Origin of the sequence: Prevotella sp. khp7 (genome assembly GCF_900109055.1) — a bacterium.
Taxonomy (GTDB): domain Bacteria; phylum Bacteroidota; class Bacteroidia; order Bacteroidales; family Bacteroidaceae; genus Prevotella.
Window position 1 is genome coordinate 498,835 of sequence record NZ_FOIV01000003.1, and the last position, 17,290, is coordinate 516,124.

At 49.1% G+C, this 17,290-nt stretch carries 20 protein-coding genes and 1 riboswitch; of the genes, 9 read left to right on the plus strand and 11 right to left on the minus strand.

Annotated elements, in window-relative coordinates:
* Positions 1-138: 138 nt before the first annotated feature.
* Positions 139-612 (minus strand): GNAT family N-acetyltransferase, encoded by a 474-nt coding sequence (locus BMX82_RS09030; protein ID WP_177172064.1) that lies wholly within the window; start codon positions 610-612, stop codon positions 139-141.
* A 153-nt stretch (positions 613-765) separates the two neighbouring features.
* On the opposite strand from BMX82_RS09030, the gene BMX82_RS09035 reads away from it, so the two are divergent.
* Positions 766-1,296 carry a flavin reductase family protein gene (locus BMX82_RS09035; RefSeq protein ID WP_091768092.1) on the plus strand — a complete coding sequence of 177 codons (531 nt, stop codon included), beginning with the start codon at positions 766-768 and terminating at the stop codon, positions 1,294-1,296.
* 16 nt (positions 1,297-1,312) lie between these two features.
* Positions 1,313-3,007, plus strand: a complete 1,695-nt coding sequence (locus tag BMX82_RS09040) for a DUF4153 domain-containing protein (protein WP_091768095.1) — start codon at positions 1,313-1,315, stop codon at positions 3,005-3,007.
* 17 nt (positions 3,008-3,024) lie between these two features.
* Here the strand turns inward: BMX82_RS09040 and BMX82_RS09045 are convergent, their stop codons facing one another.
* Positions 3,025-3,471 (minus strand): DUF5675 family protein, encoded by a 447-nt coding sequence (locus BMX82_RS09045; protein ID WP_091768099.1) that lies wholly within the window; start codon positions 3,469-3,471, stop codon positions 3,025-3,027.
* 448 nt (positions 3,472-3,919) lie between these two features.
* On the opposite strand from BMX82_RS09045, the gene BMX82_RS09050 reads away from it, so the two are divergent.
* Both BMX82_RS09050 and BMX82_RS13030 read left to right on the plus strand, forming a co-directional pair.
* Entirely contained in the window at positions 3,920-4,387 is a 468-nt protein-coding gene (locus BMX82_RS09050; RefSeq protein ID WP_091768102.1) for an HU family DNA-binding protein, read from the plus strand.
* Positions 4,388-4,478: 91 nt separating this feature from the next.
* The gene (locus tag BMX82_RS13030; protein WP_156097647.1) at positions 4,479-4,586 is read left to right on the plus strand and encodes a smalltalk protein; all 108 of its coding nucleotides are present in this window, start codon (positions 4,479-4,481) and stop codon (positions 4,584-4,586) included.
* 100 nt (positions 4,587-4,686) lie between these two features.
* Here BMX82_RS13030 and BMX82_RS09055 read toward each other — a convergent pair whose 3' ends face one another.
* Entirely contained in the window at positions 4,687-4,887 is a 201-nt protein-coding gene (locus tag BMX82_RS09055; RefSeq protein ID WP_091768105.1) for a DUF4250 domain-containing protein, read from the minus strand.
* 9 nt (positions 4,888-4,896) lie between these two features.
* Positions 4,897-5,283: a RidA family protein gene (locus BMX82_RS09060; RefSeq protein WP_036911531.1), complete on the minus strand. Its 387-nt coding sequence runs from the start codon at positions 5,281-5,283 to the stop codon at positions 4,897-4,899.
* A 253-nt stretch (positions 5,284-5,536) separates the two neighbouring features.
* Between BMX82_RS09060 and BMX82_RS09065 the strand changes: the two genes are divergently transcribed.
* Both BMX82_RS09065 and BMX82_RS09070 read left to right on the plus strand, forming a co-directional pair.
* A complete protein-coding gene (locus tag BMX82_RS09065; protein ID WP_091768108.1) occupies positions 5,537-5,992 on the plus strand; it encodes a hypothetical protein in 456 nt (151 codons plus the stop codon).
* 162 nt (positions 5,993-6,154) lie between these two features.
* A complete protein-coding gene (locus BMX82_RS09070) occupies positions 6,155-7,090 on the plus strand; it encodes a bile acid:sodium symporter family protein (protein ID WP_091768599.1) in 936 nt (311 codons plus the stop codon).
* On the opposite strand, the gene BMX82_RS09075 is transcribed toward BMX82_RS09070, so the two are convergent.
* The 3 genes from BMX82_RS09075 to BMX82_RS09085 all read right to left on the minus strand — a co-directional run bounded on the left by BMX82_RS09075 (position 7,058) and on the right by BMX82_RS09085 (position 8,616).
* Positions 7,058-7,606, minus strand: a complete 549-nt coding sequence (locus BMX82_RS09075) for an MptD family putative ECF transporter S component (RefSeq protein ID WP_091768111.1) — start codon at positions 7,604-7,606, stop codon at positions 7,058-7,060. The genes BMX82_RS09070 and BMX82_RS09075 overlap by 33 nt on opposite strands.
* Before the next feature lie 102 nt (positions 7,607-7,708).
* Entirely contained in the window at positions 7,709-8,203 is a 495-nt protein-coding gene (gene fldA, locus BMX82_RS09080; RefSeq protein ID WP_036911313.1) for a flavodoxin FldA, read from the minus strand.
* 29 nt (positions 8,204-8,232) lie between these two features.
* Complete coding sequence (locus BMX82_RS09085) at positions 8,233-8,616, minus strand: DUF2023 family protein (RefSeq protein WP_091768114.1); 384 nt, start codon at positions 8,614-8,616, stop codon at positions 8,233-8,235.
* A gap of 227 nt (positions 8,617-8,843) precedes the next feature.
* Positions 8,844-9,030, plus strand: a riboswitch (cobalamin riboswitch).
* Positions 9,031-9,336: 306 nt separating this feature from the next.
* Here BMX82_RS09085 and BMX82_RS09090 point away from each other — a divergent pair.
* Positions 9,337-10,065, plus strand: coding sequence for a tRNA threonylcarbamoyladenosine dehydratase (locus BMX82_RS09090; RefSeq protein ID WP_036911525.1), 729 nt, complete (start codon positions 9,337-9,339; stop codon positions 10,063-10,065).
* On the opposite strand, the gene cysK is transcribed toward BMX82_RS09090, so the two are convergent.
* Positions 10,053-11,000, minus strand: a complete 948-nt coding sequence (cysK, locus tag BMX82_RS09095; RefSeq protein WP_091768117.1) for a cysteine synthase A — start codon at positions 10,998-11,000, stop codon at positions 10,053-10,055. The two genes, BMX82_RS09090 and cysK, sit on opposite strands and share 13 nt — an antisense overlap.
* A gap of 245 nt (positions 11,001-11,245) precedes the next feature.
* Here cysK and BMX82_RS09100 point away from each other — a divergent pair, with 245 nt between their 5' ends.
* On the plus strand, positions 11,246-12,253 hold the full coding sequence (locus BMX82_RS09100) for a S66 peptidase family protein (protein ID WP_091768121.1): 1,008 nt from the start codon (positions 11,246-11,248) through the stop codon (positions 12,251-12,253).
* Positions 12,254-12,276: 23 nt separating this feature from the next.
* Here the strand turns inward: BMX82_RS09100 and BMX82_RS09105 are convergent, their stop codons facing one another.
* Together BMX82_RS09105 and BMX82_RS09110 are read right to left on the minus strand one after the other, a co-directional pair.
* The gene (locus BMX82_RS09105; RefSeq protein WP_091768124.1) at positions 12,277-12,933 is read right to left on the minus strand and encodes a porin family protein; all 657 of its coding nucleotides are present in this window, start codon (positions 12,931-12,933) and stop codon (positions 12,277-12,279) included.
* A gap of 95 nt (positions 12,934-13,028) precedes the next feature.
* The gene (locus BMX82_RS09110) at positions 13,029-13,646 is read right to left on the minus strand and encodes a CatA-like O-acetyltransferase, family 2 (protein ID WP_091768127.1); all 618 of its coding nucleotides are present in this window, start codon (positions 13,644-13,646) and stop codon (positions 13,029-13,031) included.
* Positions 13,647-13,779: 133 nt separating this feature from the next.
* On the opposite strand from BMX82_RS09110, the gene BMX82_RS09115 reads away from it, so the two are divergent.
* Positions 13,780-14,799: a TerC family protein gene (locus BMX82_RS09115; protein ID WP_091768130.1), complete on the plus strand. Its 1,020-nt coding sequence runs from the start codon at positions 13,780-13,782 to the stop codon at positions 14,797-14,799.
* On the opposite strand, the gene BMX82_RS09120 is transcribed toward BMX82_RS09115, so the two are convergent.
* Complete coding sequence (locus BMX82_RS09120) at positions 14,786-17,161, minus strand: ABC transporter permease (protein ID WP_091768135.1); 2,376 nt, start codon at positions 17,159-17,161, stop codon at positions 14,786-14,788. The genes BMX82_RS09115 and BMX82_RS09120 overlap by 14 nt on opposite strands.
* Between the last annotated feature and the right edge of the window lie 129 nt (positions 17,162-17,290).

Consider the following 17,290-nt stretch of genomic DNA (forward strand, 5'->3'; position numbering starts at 1 on the left):
TTTTTTTGTGAGCAGTGCCAATCAGAAATAAAAGAGACATCGCCGAAAGGCAATGTCTTTTTTTTGTGAGCAGTGCCAATCAGAAATAAAAGAAGACATCGTCGAAAGGCAATGTCTTTTTTGTTTCATCTTTCTGTGTTAAAATTCCAGAATCCCGGGCCTGTCTGTTAATGAGAAACTCATGGAAACTGTTCCATTCTCGTTCCCTAGTTCCTCAAATCCAATACGTTTATAATACCCGTACGCTACTGGCATCACAGCAGGCTTGGTCGTGAGCCTTACTTCCTGAAAGCCAAGGTTTCTTGCCCGATCCAGGGCGGCATCTACAAGAAGTCGTGAATAGCCTCTTCCACGATAATCGGGCTTTACGTATAGTCTCTTTAACTCACAGGTATTGTCATCTATCTTTCTGATAGCAAGTGTAGCAACAGGAAAATCATCCTCATAACCTATCATAAAAGCGCCACCATAATAATAGGTATCCAAATCTGCCAATTCTTTGTCGAGGGATACAAAGCATTGCTCTGCACCTTTAATCGTCGAGTACTCTCGAATCAGGCTTTTGGCAATTTCATTATCATTTTTATCACGGATTTCAAAAACAAGTCCCATACTATAAAACCAACATTTGTTAAATACGGATGCAAAGATAGCGAAATTTCCCAAATAACACGTACCTTTGCCAATGAAATTTGCATGATATACTAATAAGCAACAGAATTCCATCGAGCATATTTATAGAATATTATTATAGGAGAATTGACTATGCAAGAGATTAATTGTAAGGATTTGAAGTTTAATCCGTTCAACCTCATTGGTGGTGAATGGATGCTGATAACTGCTGGCGACGAGCACAGTTGTAACACGATGACAGCCTCTTGGGGGCATCTGGGATGCCTCTGGGGAAACAACGATCCTTCGGCTGTTGTTTACATCCGCAAGTCGCGTTACACTAAGGAGTTTGTGGACGAAGAGCCGTATTTCACGCTCTGTGTCATGGACAAGTCGTTCAAGAAGCAGATGGCCTATCTGGGCAGCACGTCAGGACGTGACGAGGATAAGATAGCCAAGGCCGGACTCACGCCCGTCTATGCCGATAACACCGTCTATTTCGAGGAGGCCAAGCTGGTGTTCATCTGCAAGAAGGTTTACGCTGCCGAAATCCAGCAGGATGGCATCATCTATCAGGAAACCATCGACCAGAGCTATCCGCAGGGCGACTACCACACCATGTACGTCGGCAAGATCGAGAAGGTGCTGGTAAGGGATGATGAGTATCTGAAATCCGACAAGTAACAACTGAAGATTTAAGATGAATACGAAACTGAAATCATTGCTGCAGCAGCTACTGCAAAGCCCACGGCGCTTTCCTGTTGAGTTTGCCTTGGGAGTAGTATTCTTTATCATAGCCGTTTGGGACTCGGAAACATCAGCCTGGAATGAGGCGGCAGCACGGATGGAGGGTGCGGTCAAGAGCGACATACTCTGGTTCTTCGTGCCACTGGTGGCTCTGTCCTTCTGGCTCCGACGAGTTAATCGCTGGGCCTATTTCGCCTCGTTCTTCCTCTTCCTGCCTCTGATGGCGCTTGACCTGAAGCCGTTCCTTTGGACATACGGCTTTGCGTTCACCTACGTCCTGGCAGGCATTCTGCTGGTTGTGGGCAACAGGAAGCTGGATAACCGTTCCTTTGCAGCTCATGCCCTGCATGTGGTCACTCAGATGTTCTTCGGTCTGCTCATTACGGGCATCCTCGATATGGCGGTGATGGCCATCGTGGCCTCGTTCTTCTATATCTTCGGTATCGAAGAGCCCCAACATTTCTACGAGCATATCACTCAGTTCATCTTGTTCGTTCTGGCTCCGCAGGTATGTTGTACGTTGATTAGGCAGAACGAGGACGAGGTGAGCGAACCCTTCAAGGTGCTCCGGCTTATCGTCAACTTCATCCTCTCGCCAGCCGTCATCATTTGCACGGTCATCCTCTATACCTATTTCATTAAGATTGTGTTCGAATGGAACTTGCCCAAGGGAGGCGTGGCTTGGATGGTGATGGGATTCATTACCGTGGCACTCGTAGGTCGCACGGCTCAGTCGATACTCAGCAAACGATACTACGACTGGTTCTACAGCCGCTTCACGCTGATAGCCATTCCACCGCTCATCATGTACTGGATAGGCTCCATCTACCGCATCCGTCTCTATAGCTTTACTGAGAGCCGTTTCTATCTGATGGTGGCAGGTGGGCTGATGACGCTCTTCGTGCTGATGCTATGGAAGAAGCGTACACGTAAGTACCAGCTCATGGCACTTATCTTCGGCGCAGCCATCATCCTCTTCACCTACATTCCTGGCATTTCCGCCAAGAGCATCGGACTGAGTTGTCAGAAGCAGCGACTCACCCGACTCATCAGTGAGTTGAAACTGACAGATGCCAAGACGGGCAAGTTGAATGATGAAGTCAACATGAGACGCATCAAGCAGGACAGTCTGTTGTGTGAGCAATACCAAGATGTCACCAGTGTGATTGACTATGTCCGCCACGAAATCGGAACCGACGAGTTCGAGAAGCAATATGGTGAATGGTCGCACTCAGAGTACAGTTTCTATTACAGCAACTCCAAGAATCCGTATGATAACGGTAACTGCTACGAAAGGAAGAAGGCCGTTGACTTGGGCGATTACAGTATCATGCTTCCCGAAGATCAGTATAGTTGCAGCTTTGGCAATAGCAGAGTCACCGTAATGTGTGGCGATGCCGTTGTTCTCGAATACCCGATTTGTACCATCATGAGGCAAGACACCATGCTCCTGCATCATCCAGAGCAGTTGCTTACCTATCGCAACGACTCGCTCATGCTGGTACTTCAGAGCATCTGCATCAAAGATACTGTTGTGACAGATGTCAGGTGCTACGATTTCCAGTTGTTCAAGAAGCAGACGATTACCGCACCATGGCATTATGTCTGTTGTGAAAAAAAGGCCCCCGAAATTAATCGGGAACCTTGAATGAGAGAGAATAGGTTTTACCTGACGGTTATCCAAACAGCTTCGCCTTTGGCTTTGGCCTCGACGATTCTGTCTTTCAGGCGCTTGAGCCAGATGTTTGAGTTGAGCACCATGCCCTTCTTCAGGTTCTGGCCTACGAGGATACAGCCTTCGGTATCGGCAGCGGTGTTGCCGGCATGGATGCGGATGCCGCTGAACATTGGGACACCGAGGAGGATGGGAAGCCAGGCCTTCATTTTCGGGCTCCATGAGATGACTACGGCGTAGCGTCCTTCGGGGATGGCCGAACAGCCTTTTATTTTGCGGCCTCCGTGGGCGTAGTCGCGCCAGGTGGGCTCGAGTGTGTCGCAGAAGTAGGTTTGCTTTTCTCCTGCCAGATACTCATCATCTACTTTCTCTACGATGTAGAGTTTGCCTATCGTGTAGGTCTTGCGTTTTGCTATGCGTGTTAATACTAATTCCATAATTGTTGTAAGTTCAAGGGCGAATGCCCTTAATGTGGCAAAGGGACAAACCGAATTCCGGGTGCCGTCACTTGTAAATCGCAAATAGTGCATTTGAAGTGGCTAAATAGTACGTTTGAACGGCGTAAATGTATCGTTGAGCTTTGCTCGACCTTTCTCACGCTCGGCAGAGAGAAACAAACGTTGTTGCTCTGCTCTCGGTTAATCGAAACGTTTACATATTTTAAGAGATTAGTGGTGTTTCATTAACAGATTTTTACGGGTTACGGATGCCTGAAAATTGGAATCTGGCGAAAAATGTTGTATCTTTGCAGAGCATTAGGGAAATGCATCGTCAAAAGGAGCGAGAAGCGCGCGTCGCAAATGGAGACAAAAAAAGGCGGGAGGCGGCCACCCGATGTAGCTGGTTGCACAGGTAGTCTAATACTATGAAAATAACACATTTATTATGAGCGTATTTTATCGTAAGTATCAAAACAAGAATCTCAACAGCTTGGCCTATGGCAAGTGGTTTGCTCGTGCCGTCACCATCGGCAAGACCATCAACGTCGACGAGCTGGCAAAGCACATGTCGGAGCACAACACGCCGTACTCGAAGGGGGCCATCAAGGGCGTGCTGACGGACATGATCGGCTGCATCCGCGAGCTGATGCTGGAGGGCAAGGCCGTGAAGCTGGAGGGGCTGGCCATCTTCAGCGTAGGCATCAGGACCAAGAAGAACGGTGCGCCCACGTCGGCCGACTTCTCCACCACGAAGCACATTGACAGCGTCTATATGCGCGCCCGTGCCACTGGGGAGTTCACCCGCAGCGAACTGACCAAGGCCGGCAACGTGACCGAGCTGCCCAAGAACTTCACCGACTATACCGATGAGCCCGAGAGCAACGGCGGCGGTTCGCAGAACGGCGGCAACTAACACCATGAACATCTCGATGAAGCGAGTGCCGTCATGCTTGCATGAATGGCAAAAACGAAGGAAAAAGTGAAAAACAAAATCTTAAGACACCATGAAGAAAGAAACTTGGAAGACCGTCATTCAGGTCGTCATATCAATCCTCACGGCGGCTCTGACCGCCCTCGGAACGGTATCGTGTATGGGGAATACGCCTGCATGACAGACGAGCGCTGAACAGGAATGATTCTTGAAACTGCAAAAGAGCACCCACAGAGATGGATGCTCTTTTTCTATTCTTTCTGAAATGTCACAGGGGCATTCTATTCATCGTAACCTATCGGGCGGAACTGGCGCTGCTCGGCGCTGTAAACGAAGCCGTGGCTGAAAAGATAGCGCTTGACATCGTCGGGCTCGGTGCCGAAGTTATAGCACAGTGCCTCAAGCGTGTCGAACTCCTCGTCGCGAAGCAGCATGTTGACGCTCGACACCAGTATGGCAGGGTCTTTCGGTAAGTACTCCATTTCCTGAAATCACATAGCCGAGCATACAACCTCGATTTCTACCAGCGAGCCCTTGGGCAGCGACTTCACGGCAACGGCAGAGCGTGCGGGGTAGGGCTCTGAGAAGAATTCTGCGTAGACGGCGTTCATCTCGGCAAAGTCGTTCATGTCGGCCATGAATACCGTTGTCTTCACAACGTTGTCCAGCGTCACGCCTGCCTCTTCAAGGATGGCCTTGATATTGAGCAGCGACTGGCGGGTCTGCTCCTTGATGCCGCCCTCTACAAGTGCGCCGGTGGCGGGGTTGATGGGTATCTGACCAGAGGTGTAGATGAGGCTGCCCACTCGGATTGCCTGGCTGTATGGGCCGATGGCCGCTGGTGCCTTGCCGGCACCGGTTTGAATCTTTTCTTTCATATTCCTGTCTGTTTCTTTTTATATGTATCGTAAAGCTGGGTGCAAATATACGAAAAATGTGTCAGAAAACGCCTTTCGACACCTGTTTTTTCATGGTCTGTCACCTCGAAATTCTGATTTCCCTACCGCGAAATAGGGAAATCACCCGTCTGAATTAGGAATATTCCTTTGTTTTCTAAACCGAAAGTTGCGACCTTTGCCGATGTAAACAAGAAACAAATGTTGAACTTTTAAAGTATAGGAGATAAAGGTTATGAAGAAAATGATGTTGATGGCGATGATGATGGCGATGACCGTCACGGCCAATGCGATGAGCTACAAGACTGCCAAGAAAGAGGCTCTGTTTCTGAGCGACAAGATGGCTTATGAGCTGAACCTCACGCCTGCACAGTACGACGACGTGTATGATATAAACCTCGACTATATGATGAGTCTCAACAGCCGTGGCGACGTGTATGGCAGCTGGTGGGACCGCCGAGACGCTAAACTGCGCTGTGTGCTCACACCATGGCAGTACGACAGGTATAGGGGGCTGAACCACTTCTATCGTCCCGTAATGTGGAAGTCGGGCAGATGGGCGTTTGCGGTTTACGCTCACTACAAGAGGGGCCACTTCTACAACCACCATCCGAAGCCTCACCACCGTCATGAGCCGCGCCATGCACCTCACCACCGTCATGAGCCGCGCCATCACGGTCCGCACAGATAAGTGAACGGTTTTGTTTGCTATTTATATATGCCTCTCTCTCTCGGAGGACCTGCGGGGAGTCTCAGCTTTGGGACTCTCCGTATTTTTTTCTGCAGAATCGGGATTTTTCTCGCAGAAATAGCGGGAATGGGCAGGAAAATGACTATCTTTGCCGCCGTTATGATGAAGAAGGTGTGTGATTTCATAGCCCGCTGGATGGGCTTGATGGTGCTGGCGGTTGCTGCTTGGTCGTTGCTGGTGCCGTCGTCGTTTGCGTGGATTAGTACGTGGGCCATCAATCCCATGTTGGGGGTCATCATGTTCGGCATGGGTCTGACGCTTTCGCCCCACGATTTCAGGATTGTGCTGAGCCGACCGAAGGATATACTGACGGGATGCCTGGCGCAGTTCACGGTGATGCCTCTGCTTGCCTTTGCGCTGACATGGCTGTTCTCGCTGCCGGAAGAGCTGGCACTGGGCGTGATACTTGTGGGCTGCTGTCCTGGTGGCACGGCTTCGAACGTCATCACCTATCTGGCCAAGGGCGACTTGGCGCTCTCGGTTGGTATGACGGCCGTATCAACACTGCTGGCACCCGTCATGACGCCTCTGTTGGTGTGGCTGATGGCTGGAACGATGGTCGGGGTTGACACCATGGGCATGCTTCTGAGCATTGTCTATGTGGTGATTGCTCCTATCGTCGTGGGTCTGTTGTGCCAGCGCTATCTGCCTCAGCTCACCAAGGCCGTGACGCCCTATCTGCCTGCCTTCTCGTCGGTGGTGATTGCACTGGTGGTTGGTGTCATCGTGTCGCACAATGCCGAGCGCCTTCTCGTCGGCGGGCTGCTGGTGGTGCTGGTCGTCGTGGCTCATAATCTGCTGGGGCTCTCCATCGGCTACCTCGTGGGACGGCTATTGCATCTGCAAAGGCCCAAATGCGTGGCACTGAGTGTCGAGGTGGGTATGCAGAACAGCGGCCTGGCATCGTCGCTGGCGGTGCTTCATTTCGCAGCCTATCCGCTTGCCACGATACCAGGCGCAGTGTTCAGCGTGTGGCACAATATCAGTGGTGCCCTTGTGGCAAAGCTATACCAGGCGCAGGCGGATTCTGACGCCTAAATAGGCTGCAACGGCGGTAGCGGCTATTGCGAGAGCCAGGCCCCATACGCCTGAAAGCTGCTCAAGCCCCTGAGCATAGGCCGCATTGAGCTCTTCGGTTGCACCTTGGATATACCACTCCGTATCGGTCCACAACTTCATGATCCATGCGATAAGTCCGACAGAGAGAATGGGGTAGGAGAAACGGAGAGACTGGATGTCATCGTTGCCGAGCGACAGACGTACGCCGTCGGAAACGATACCCGCCACGACCATCAGTCCTGACTGAGTAAGGTCGCACTCGCCCATAGCCAGCAGAAAGCCTCCAAGCACGACAGACAGCAGCGTGCCTACGCCGAACTTACGCCATCTGACGGCCACCTCGCAGTAAGAGTAGGCGCCAAGCAGAGCGGCGAGGGCCGGGAAAGCCACGATCCAGCACCAGGGGTGAATGAAACCTGTGAATGCACACGCGAATGATGTTACGGCATACAGGACGGTGAATCCTATGATGCCACGATAGTTGGTTGTTTTCATATCTATGATAATTTAGAAAAATAAAATGTCCTGCATAAAGGGCTTACCTCACGGCAAGCCCTCTAATCAAACTAAACAAATACTTTATGAACTCATTTTAAACTAAAGTGCGGGAGAGATGGCGGCAAGCCAGGCGTCGATGCGGTTGTCGGTCTTGTCGTCCTCGTTGATGTCGTCGAGGGGCAGGCCGATGAACTTACCGTCGATTACGGCTTCGGAGTCATCAAAGGTATATCCGTCGGTGTCGACACTGCCGATGAAGTGGGCACCGCTCGATTTAATGCCATTGTAAAGCTCTCCCATGCCGCCTACGAAAGTGTCGCTGTAGGAAGAGCAGTCGCCACAGCCGAAGAAAGCGATAGTCTTACCGCTAAGGTCGGCATTCTGAAGGGTCTTCAGACCGTCGTACCAGTCGTCCTGCAACTCTCCGGCGCCCCATGTGGATGTACCGAGAATCAGGTTCTGGTTGTTGTTGACGATGTCGGCTGTAAGGTCCTGTACGTTTACGGCCTCGCAGCCCAGTTTCGAGGCAATCTTTTCTGCGATAGCCTCACATGTTCCTGTTGAGGAACCAAAGATAACAATTGTTGTATTCATTCTACTATTATACTATATATATGTGTAACTTAATTCTTATTTATGCAGTCGCCCTCACACTTGCATTCGCCCTTACGCTTGCAGTATCGCTCACACTGGGCGCAGATGTCATAGCCCAGCATGGCGCCGAGAATGAAGTCTTCCTCGGGCGTGAGCTGGTTGAGCGGACGAGTGACGATGAGACGGATGGCGTCAAGACACTCGCGGCGCCCGAAATAGACGTTCAGGTTCTTCTGTCCGGCAGGCTGAAGCACATAAGGAATGCCTTGGCTCTCCAGTCGCGAAACGGCTTGCTCGCCGTAGCGCTTGTTGCATGTGAACAGCACCATCTGGCGCACGCCTTTATTGAGTTCGTAGATGTGGTTCATCAGCACCTTCATCTCTGTAGGAATAGTCTTTGTTGCTCTTGTCATTTTCTATATCAATTATCCGGCTGCAAAGGTACGGCGAATCCTTGGATTCCACAATACCTAAAACGCGGTGTTTTAAGCACTTCGCCCGCCTAATATGCTCAAAAACAGATTAATCATTTCTAGGTATTCGGGTACCGTCGACGTATAAAAAACGTTATCCGCGTGTGATTTTTTCAGAAAAAACATCGGGTTTCAGAAAATAGTCGTATCTTTGTAGCGCAATACAGAGATGCGTTGCCCGTAAAGGTTCGCTTAGCCGCGATTAATTGGGAATGTGAGTGTGAATCTCCGACTGTCCCGCAGCAGTGAACTCCATTATGGCTCTTAAGCAATATGTGCCATTGCCCACTTGGGTGAGAAGGCGCTTGAGAGTGGAGGAAAGTCTGAAGACCAGCCTTTTTCGGTTATATGCTGAATGCTCTCGATGTAAGGGTGTGACGCGCAAGTAACTTTTAGTGGATAACCACAACACGCTCGGTTTGTCGTCAAAGCACGGCAGATGTCGTGTTGCTTTAAACTTTATTGTTATGACGTACATTGGTATTGTGGCCCTTGAGTTCCTATTGAGTTTCCTTGGTGTAGCTCTCCTTATCAGATACTATAACCACAAGGCTTAATTAAAACTTATTAAATCCTTCGGATAAAAGAATGAATACCGGTGGATTTTAACTAAATTTGCACCCGTAATTTAGTATTGTCATTAATAAATGTAACTGAATGATGGGGCTTTACCATGATAATTTCAGCCGCTCGGAACTGCTTCTGGGCCCTGACGCAATGGAGCGTATTGCGCGGAAACGCGTAATTGTCTTCGGTGTCGGTGGCGTCGGTTCGTGGTGTGCAGAGGGACTTGTGCGCAGCGGTATCCACCAGCTGACCATCGTAGATAGCGACTGTGTGTGTTCCACTAATATCAACCGCCAGCTGATGGCTACCACCCAGACTGTCGGACTGCCGAAGGTTGAGGTGTTGAAGGAGCGTCTACTCACCATCAACCCCGAGGCAGAGATTACGGCGCTGCAGAAGTTCTTCACGCAAGAGACGGTTGAAGAGTTCAGCCTTGATGACTATGACTATATTATCGATGCCATCGACTCATTGAAAGATAAAGCTTTGCTCATTCTGACGGCTTGTCAGACAAAAGCAAAGCTATACTCATCGATGGGGGCGGCGCTGAAGATGGATCCTACCCGCATCAAAGTGACTGAATTCTGGAAAGTTCAGGGCGATCCACTGGCACGTGCGCTGAGAAAGAAGTTCAAGTCGAAACAGCAGTTTCCCAAGCGCAAGTTCCAGTGCGTATACAGTGATGAGCTCCTGACCAATCTGGGCCATACCACAGAACAATGTCCTACGAAGGCTCAAGTGAACGGCTCTGTGGTTCACATCACCGCCGTCTTCGGCTTTACGCTGAGCGCCCTTGTGATAGAGGATATTTACAAGGGATAGTCCTCAAAGGCGTAGAGCACCGTCGACAGGTAGCGCTCGCCGGTATCGGGCAGCAACACCACAATTTTCTTACCCTTGTTCTCCGGACGCTTGGCAATCTCTGTGGCTGCATAGAGAGCAGCACCAGCGCTGATACCTACCAGCAGACCCTCCTGCTGAGCTATCTCACGACCGGTACGGATGGCGTCATCGTTCTCTACGTCAAACACCTCATCGATTACCTCGGCATCGTAAGTCTTGGGCACGAAGCCTGCACCGATACCCTGAATCTTGTGAGGACCGCTCTGACCGCCGTTCAGTACGGGTGAGGCCTTTGGCTCTACGGCTATCACTTTTACGTTGGGGTTCTGTTCCTTCAGGTACTTACCACTACCGCTGATTGTGCCACCAGTACCTACTCCGCCGATGAAGATATCTACCTGTCCGTCGGTGTCGCGCCAAATCTCAGGCCCTGTTGTTGCATAGTGCTTAGCGGGGTTTGCGGCATTCTCAAACTGCTGCAGAATCACGGCTCCAGGGATAGAGTCACGCAGCTCCTCAGCGGCACGGATGGCACCTGGCATACCGTCTTTTCCAGAGGTGAGGCGTACTTCAGCACCGTAAGCCTTTACCAGATTACGACGCTCCACACTCATGGTCTCAGGCATGGTAAGGATTAGTCGGTAGCCCTTGACGGCTGATACCAGTGCCAGTCCTACACCCGTATTTCCACTTGTTGGCTCGATGATGGTGGCGCCAGGCTTCAGCAGCCCTCTCTCTTCTGCATCCTCAATCATGGCCAGTGCTATACGGTCCTTTACGCTACCGCCGGGGTTGAAAAACTCTACTTTGGCTATCACGGGTGTCTCAAGTCCCTTAGCCTGTGAATACTTGTTGAGCTCCAAAAGTGGGGTGTTGCCGACGAGCTCGGTCAGCTGTTTTGCAATCTTACTCATAATCCTTACCTTATTATTTATTATTAATTATTAATCTAAAAACTTTTCTTTTAATTCGATGGTGCAAAGGTACGACATTCTTTTCATTCCCACAATCCCCCGAGTATGGGATTTCATATACCATAAATATGGTATGTTGCTATATGGCGCATAAAAAATGTTAACGACCTACTCGTTTTTTAAAGAAAACGATTGCAAATCTCGAAATAAATTGCTATCTTTGCGCCAAATACAAATTATTCGAAATGACTGAAACAATTGAAAGATCTCTGAAAGAGGTGTTATACCATGATGTTGAGTATGTTCAACCTCCATTTTTAAAGGAAGGCGATGAAGTGGCGCTTATTTCCCCGGCCTATTGGATGGCAGAGGAAACCATTCTGCATGCTGCGGCTGTCATCGAGAATTGGGGCCTTCGCCCTGTCATCGGACCTAATACCACCTGTCTGAATGTTGAAGCCTATGCCGGTACTGCCGACGAGCGAGCTGCCGACCTGCGATGGGCATTCGAGAACGAGCGCATCAAGGCGGTTATCTGTACACGTGGCGGCTACGGTTCTATCCATCTGTTGAACCGTATTCCTCCTGAGTTCTACCAGCAACACCCTAAGTGGCTGATCGGTCATGGTGACATCACCACATTGCTTTATGCGCTTACTGGTGCGGGCGTGATGTGTATTCACGGCCCTATGGCTTCTCACATCGGCAGTCATCAAGACCTGTCGACAACTCTTATCCGTGACCTGTTGTTTGGAAAACTGCCGCAATATCAGATTCCTACCAATGCTAATAACCGATATGGTCACGCCGAGGGCATACTTGTCGGGGGCAACCTTGCCAGCTATGCTGCCATTGCGGGCACCAAGTTCCAGTTGTCGCACAATCAGGACATCATCCTCTTCATCGAAGAATGCGAAGAGTCTCTGCATGACATCGACCGCTTGTTCTACATGTTGCAACTGCAGTTGAACTTCAAGAATGTGAAGGGTATCATCTTCGGCTCGTTCAACTCTATCAGGTACGACCTTAGTTTTGGTAGCGTAGAACAGATGTTGGTAGCCCATCTGCAAGGGTATGACATCCCCGTTTGCTGCGGTTTTCCCGCTGGCAGCGACATAAGTCTGCCGATGATAGAAGGTGCTCCGTGTTCACTCGATGTAACCCCCGAGGGCTCCGTGCTCACTTTCAACATTCACGGCACTCAGCAATCGTGTGTTGTCGAAAAATCCGAGCCTTTCCTTATGAAAGCCTGAGTTTTCCCAATAAACATTGTCTGTCAGAAGTTTACACCGATGGTGGTGAAGAGCGTTCCAGTGTGGGAGGTGTCGAAGTAATCGTGAGAGATGTTGGCCAGTCCGAAATCGTAGCCCATTTCGGCGTAGAGAAAATCGTACTGGATGCCGCAGCCTACACGGATACCGCCGTCGAAACGCTTGAAGGCGTCGTCGTCGAACGAACTGAAGGCCTGACGCATTCCGAAATCCTTGATTTTTCCGCCCACACCTACAGACATAAAGCCGCCGAGGAAGGGCTGAATGCTGAACGAACGATCGACGTCGTACTTGTATTTCAACACCATAGGTACCTCAAGGTAATTGAGACTGTAGCTGAACTTGTCGCCCTGATAGCGGCCGTCGCCGCCCTTCTCGATGTATGAGAGCCCCGTCTCGAAGAAGATAGGTGAGCGGTAGCCCAGTTGCAGCCCTACAACAGCGCCGATGTCAAGACCCGACTTGGCAGAACTGCCGTTAAGGTACTGATCGTCGGAATTGACTGTTGAAAAAGCTACACCAAGCCGCAGACCATAATACATCTGATGGTCATAATGGCGTGAGTTGTTTGTTGTACGGTTATAATAATGAGGTCTGCCGTGCTGTGCAAAGGCAGGTGCTGTGAGCGCGAGGCTCATCAAGGCGATAATTATTCTTTTCATATACGTCAATGTTTTAAAGTTTCACACTGCAAAGATAGACCTTCTGCTGAAAACGGCCAAAGGATTTCCCCTACTTTTGCGTGGAAAAACCCTAATTAAATGGTGTTGATGGTTTGTTGCAACTCCTCAAGGAAGCGGGCGGCATGGCCACCATCCATCTGTACATGGTGGAACTGAAACGAGATTGGAAGAGTAGTTCTCAACCAACTTTTGCGGTATTTCCCCCATGCCAGGAAGGGGTTGTTGAAGATGCCGCTGTATTGGTTGACGATGCAGTCGAGTTCGGTAGCCATGACGGTTGACGTGCCGATGATGGCGGCCTCTTCGTCGAATATGCTCTGACAGGAAGCGCTGGTGGTCAGCGTGAGATTGGTATAGTCGGTGCAGAATTTGTCGAAATTGTCGGAGTAGGGGATGTCGCACGAGTTGATGTCACCCTCTTTGTTGTTCACGATGACGTTGATAGCCAGACGGTCGTACTGAAAGAGTGTATCTTGTTCAGGCAGAAGATAAAACTCGGTCATCTTGCTGGCGGCATGGCCAATGCACCAACACAGGAGGGTGTTGAACTTCACATTTCTGCGCTTGCTCGCCTTGTAGAGGTGTGTCACGTCGAAGGTCTTGGTAAGTGTCACCATGGGCATGGGCGACTTCATCCACATTTCAAAGGCGTGAGCCCTGTTTGTTTCTTTTGGGTTGATTTCTTGTTTCATCTATTATCATTGTTTTGTTATTGATTGTTTGAAGTTACAAAGGTAAGAATAGTTTCTGAATCAGCCAAATTTTCGGGAAAGGTTTGGTCATTCGGTTTCTTAATTGTATCTTTGCACCCAAAATTATGACGATATGAATTTAATGGGTATACCCTTGTGGACATGGGTAGTATTTTATGTGCTTGTGCTGTTGATGCTCATTGCCGACCTGAAGATGTTTGGCAAAAAAGGACAGCATGCAGTTAGTGTGAAAGAGGCATTGAGAATGACCGCTGTATGGATAGGCGTGTCGCTCGTGTTCTGTGCGGGTATTTATCTGTTCTATCCTGTTAATGCTCACGACAAGGCCATGGAGTTTTTAGCGGGCTATCTGATAGAAAAGTCGCTGTCGATGGATAACCTCTTCGTGTTCCTGATGCTTTTCTCTTTTTTCGGCATAGAGCGCAAATATCAGCACGAGGTACTGTTCTGGGGTATCTTTGGGGCGCTGGTGCTGCGCAGTATCTTCATCTTCGCTGGTGCTGCTATGGTGGAACGTTTCGAGTGGGTACTGGGACTGTTTGGCCTCTTCCTGCTCTACACGGGCTTTAAAATGTTCGGTCATGACGATGAGCAGCAGACAGATCCTGCCAACAATTTTATCGTAAAGGTGTTTAAGCGCTTTTTTCCTGTGTCGGGTGAGATGCACGATGAGAAGTTCTTTGTCAGGAACGAAGCAGGTGTCCTGTTGGCTACCCCTCTTTTTATAGCGTTGCTGGTAATTGAGACAACCGACGTGGCATTTGCGGTAGACAGCATCCCAGCTGTGTTCAGCGTGAGCCGTGACCCGTTTATCGTCCTAACTTCGAACGTCTTTGCCATTTTGGGACTGCGTGCCCTTTATTTTGCGTTGGCAGCTATAGCTCAGTACTTTAAGTACCTGAAGTATGGACTGGGCATTATCCTAATTTTCGTGGGTGTGAAGATGCTGCTGGCTATGAATGAGTATGTCAATGCTCTGGCTGTTTGGTTTGGGCTAAAGCTGAACATGCCTCACATTGAGATACCCATTCTTACAAGTCTGTCTATCATCTTTGGCGTACTCGTGGGGGCGATGCTTCTGTCGTACGTGGTTACCAAGTGCGTAGAAAAACAGGCGCCTACTCAGTCTTAATACTCTCTGCGGGATTGGTTCTTGCAGCCTTGATGATCTGCAGACCAACGGAGAGCACGGCTACTAGCAGGGCAAAGATACAGGTGATGATAAATATCCACGGTTTTAGTTCTATGCGATAGCTGAAATTGGTGAGCCAATCATGCATGATGTACCATGACAGTGGGATGGCAATGATGAAAGAAACCAGCAATGGGGCACAGAATGTGCGTAGCATCAGCATCATAACCTCGTGCGACGTGCTGCCCATGATTTTGCGAATACCTATCTCTTTCTGGCGTTGACGGATGAAGAAAAGTGACATACCGATGAAGCCCATGATAGAGATGATGATGGCAACGAACGTGAAGAGGGTAATGATTCTCAGCGTGTTCTGCTGATCAGCGAAAGTCTCGGCGATAAAATAATCAAAGCTGTTAGCATATCCATTGAGCTGTTCCTCGGGTATATCCATTTTCCTGAACATATCCTGGAAAGCTGCTAAGGCCTTCTTATCACCATTGGTTTTTGCGATGAGGTAGTAATAAGAGGGTTCCTTGAATTCTTCTAAATAGATGATTGCGAAAGGTTCTACTTCTTTCAACACGTTAACACAATGGAAGTCGTAAAGGATACCGCATATGGGACTTTTCTCTCCTCTTCCCCAGTCAATCTCGCGAGTATCCTCTGTATAGCCCAGTTGTCTGATAGCTTCTTCATTCAGATAAACACCGCCATTAGTTGCGCCAAAGTCTTTCTTTATTTTCAGTCCTAAGATGTCGAAGGCTTTTTTGTTCATCATGCTCCTTTGTATATGTATATCCTTCCCATCGCGTTTAATCGTTGACATAGAGTTACTGTACAAAGTGAGTGATGTGCCGTTAAGGGCGCCGATTTCCTCGACGAAAGGCATCTTCTCAAGCATGTTTCTTACCTCTCCACTCTTATCGAAGGGAGGGTATATGCTGTATATGTTCTCTGTATTAAAGCCGAGTGGGGCATGGATGAGGTGGTTGAGCTGAAGCCAGATGACTAAGGCTGCTGTGAGCATGGTTACAGTCACTACGTTCTGCAGGATAATAAAAATCTTACCGAGTACCATCTTGGAATGAAAACGGAAACTGCCCTTCACGATGTCGATTGGCTGGAAGCGTGAGATATGGCATGAGGGTAACACGCCAGAGATGATGCCAAGCAGCAGTATGAAGCCTAGGCAGACACTCAGAGTGCCCCAACTGATATCGTTTATCAGATCAATCTTACCTTTAAATAAATTGGCAACATCGTCCTGGAAGCAGACTGCCAAAACCAGACCGATGGCAAAGGAAATGGCTACCAAGAGAGTAGACTCTGCGACGAGTTTCAGCGAAATTTGGTGTTGGTTGCTGCCGAAGAGTTTCCTTGTAGCCATCTCCTTGGCTCGGAAGCCTGTATTGGCTACCGTCAGGTTTATGTAATTAGTGATGGCAAAGAAGAGGATGGCAAGCACGGCTGCCAACAGAATGCGAAGTCGCATTTTGTCGCCTTTCAGTAGTCCCATGCCTTTGTTCTGTGGGGCGAACATAATATCAGTAAGGGGGGTGAAACTCACCTTACTATGATCCACGAAACTTGAGTAATTCTTGGAAAGATGGTCTTGTATAACCTTAATCTTACTATCGAGCGATGTGCCGGGATGCAGTTGGAAGAAAGCCTTGGGAGTTCCATTGCCAGTGTAGGCGAAGTATTCATTTTGTAACTGAAAACCCATGATTTGCGGATAGCGCTGCATGCTGGCTATGAGTTGTGTCTCGTTGGGCAGAACGGTGTGATCCAGATTCTTAGCCACAGCACTTACCGTATAGACCAATGTGCTGTCGTAGGGATCCTCACTACCCAGCATCAAATTATGATCGCCAATGATCTGTAGCGATTCACCGATGGGGTTCTTGTCGCCAAACAGACTCTTGGCGAGTCGTTCGGTAATCACACATTTGTCTGGAGCGTCAAGGGCTGTCCGTCTGTCGCCTTCTGTCAGTTCGAAGTCGAACATGCTGAAGAAGGTCGAGTCGGTCAGCATGATGATACCATGTTCGTTCTCGGCATTCTTAACTTCCGCCTGTCCGTGCTTGATGCGTCCGTTCTGACTCAATACACAGCAGGTCTTTTCTATTTCTGGACACATACTTTTAATCTCTTCGGCTGCTTGCGGCCACATGTAGAAGATGTCCTGATAGCCTATCAGGCTGATCTGGTCGGCATGTTTGTGCCAACTGTCGATACTGTATTGGCGCCAAGTGTAATCGCCTATCAGAATGATGAACATCAGCGATATTACTAACCCTGCCACATTAATTAATGTGTAGAGCTTGTTGCGCGATAGAAATCTGAAATAACTCTTCATATCTTATCTCTCTTTAAAAAATATTTTTCTGATGCAAAGATATGAGTATATTCTTTTCTCTGCAAGCTTTTAACACAGCAGGGATGTAAAACGTCTAATAATTTTACACCCCTGCGTATGATTTTTAGA

Excerpts from the sequence above, each read along its gene's own strand:
- BMX82_RS09030 (WP_177172064.1), bottom strand. The coding sequence starts at position 612 with ATGGGACTTGTTTTTGAAATCCGTGATAAAAATGATAATGAAATTGCC.
- BMX82_RS09035 (WP_091768092.1), top strand. The coding sequence starts at position 766 with ATGCAAGAGATTAATTGTAAGGATTTGAAGTTTAATCCGTTCAACCTC.
- BMX82_RS09040 (WP_091768095.1), top strand. The coding sequence starts at position 1,313 with ATGAATACGAAACTGAAATCATTGCTGCAGCAGCTACTGCAAAGCCCA.
- BMX82_RS09045 (WP_091768099.1), bottom strand. The coding sequence starts at position 3,471 with ATGGAATTAGTATTAACACGCATAGCAAAACGCAAGACCTACACGATA.
- BMX82_RS09050 (WP_091768102.1), top strand. The coding sequence starts at position 3,920 with ATGAGCGTATTTTATCGTAAGTATCAAAACAAGAATCTCAACAGCTTG.
- BMX82_RS13030 (WP_156097647.1), top strand. The coding sequence starts at position 4,479 with ATGAAGAAAGAAACTTGGAAGACCGTCATTCAGGTCGTCATATCAATC.
- BMX82_RS09055 (WP_091768105.1), bottom strand. The coding sequence starts at position 4,887 with ATGGAGTACTTACCGAAAGACCCTGCCATACTGGTGTCGAGCGTCAAC.
- BMX82_RS09060 (WP_036911531.1), bottom strand. The coding sequence starts at position 5,283 with ATGAAAGAAAAGATTCAAACCGGTGCCGGCAAGGCACCAGCGGCCATC.
- BMX82_RS09065 (WP_091768108.1), top strand. The coding sequence starts at position 5,537 with ATGAAGAAAATGATGTTGATGGCGATGATGATGGCGATGACCGTCACG.
- BMX82_RS09070 (WP_091768599.1), top strand. The coding sequence starts at position 6,155 with ATGAAGAAGGTGTGTGATTTCATAGCCCGCTGGATGGGCTTGATGGTG.
- BMX82_RS09075 (WP_091768111.1), bottom strand. The coding sequence starts at position 7,606 with ATGAAAACAACCAACTATCGTGGCATCATAGGATTCACCGTCCTGTAT.
- fldA (WP_036911313.1), bottom strand. The coding sequence starts at position 8,203 with ATGAATACAACAATTGTTATCTTTGGTTCCTCAACAGGAACATGTGAG.
- BMX82_RS09085 (WP_091768114.1), bottom strand. The coding sequence starts at position 8,616 with ATGACAAGAGCAACAAAGACTATTCCTACAGAGATGAAGGTGCTGATG.
- BMX82_RS09090 (WP_036911525.1), top strand. The coding sequence starts at position 9,337 with ATGGGGCTTTACCATGATAATTTCAGCCGCTCGGAACTGCTTCTGGGC.
- cysK (WP_091768117.1), bottom strand. The coding sequence starts at position 11,000 with ATGAGTAAGATTGCAAAACAGCTGACCGAGCTCGTCGGCAACACCCCA.
- BMX82_RS09100 (WP_091768121.1), top strand. The coding sequence starts at position 11,246 with ATGACTGAAACAATTGAAAGATCTCTGAAAGAGGTGTTATACCATGAT.
- BMX82_RS09105 (WP_091768124.1), bottom strand. The coding sequence starts at position 12,933 with ATGAAAAGAATAATTATCGCCTTGATGAGCCTCGCGCTCACAGCACCT.
- BMX82_RS09110 (WP_091768127.1), bottom strand. The coding sequence starts at position 13,646 with ATGAAACAAGAAATCAACCCAAAAGAAACAAACAGGGCTCACGCCTTT.
- BMX82_RS09115 (WP_091768130.1), top strand. The coding sequence starts at position 13,780 with ATGAATTTAATGGGTATACCCTTGTGGACATGGGTAGTATTTTATGTG.
- BMX82_RS09120 (WP_091768135.1), bottom strand. The coding sequence starts at position 17,161 with ATGAAGAGTTATTTCAGATTTCTATCGCGCAACAAGCTCTACACATTA.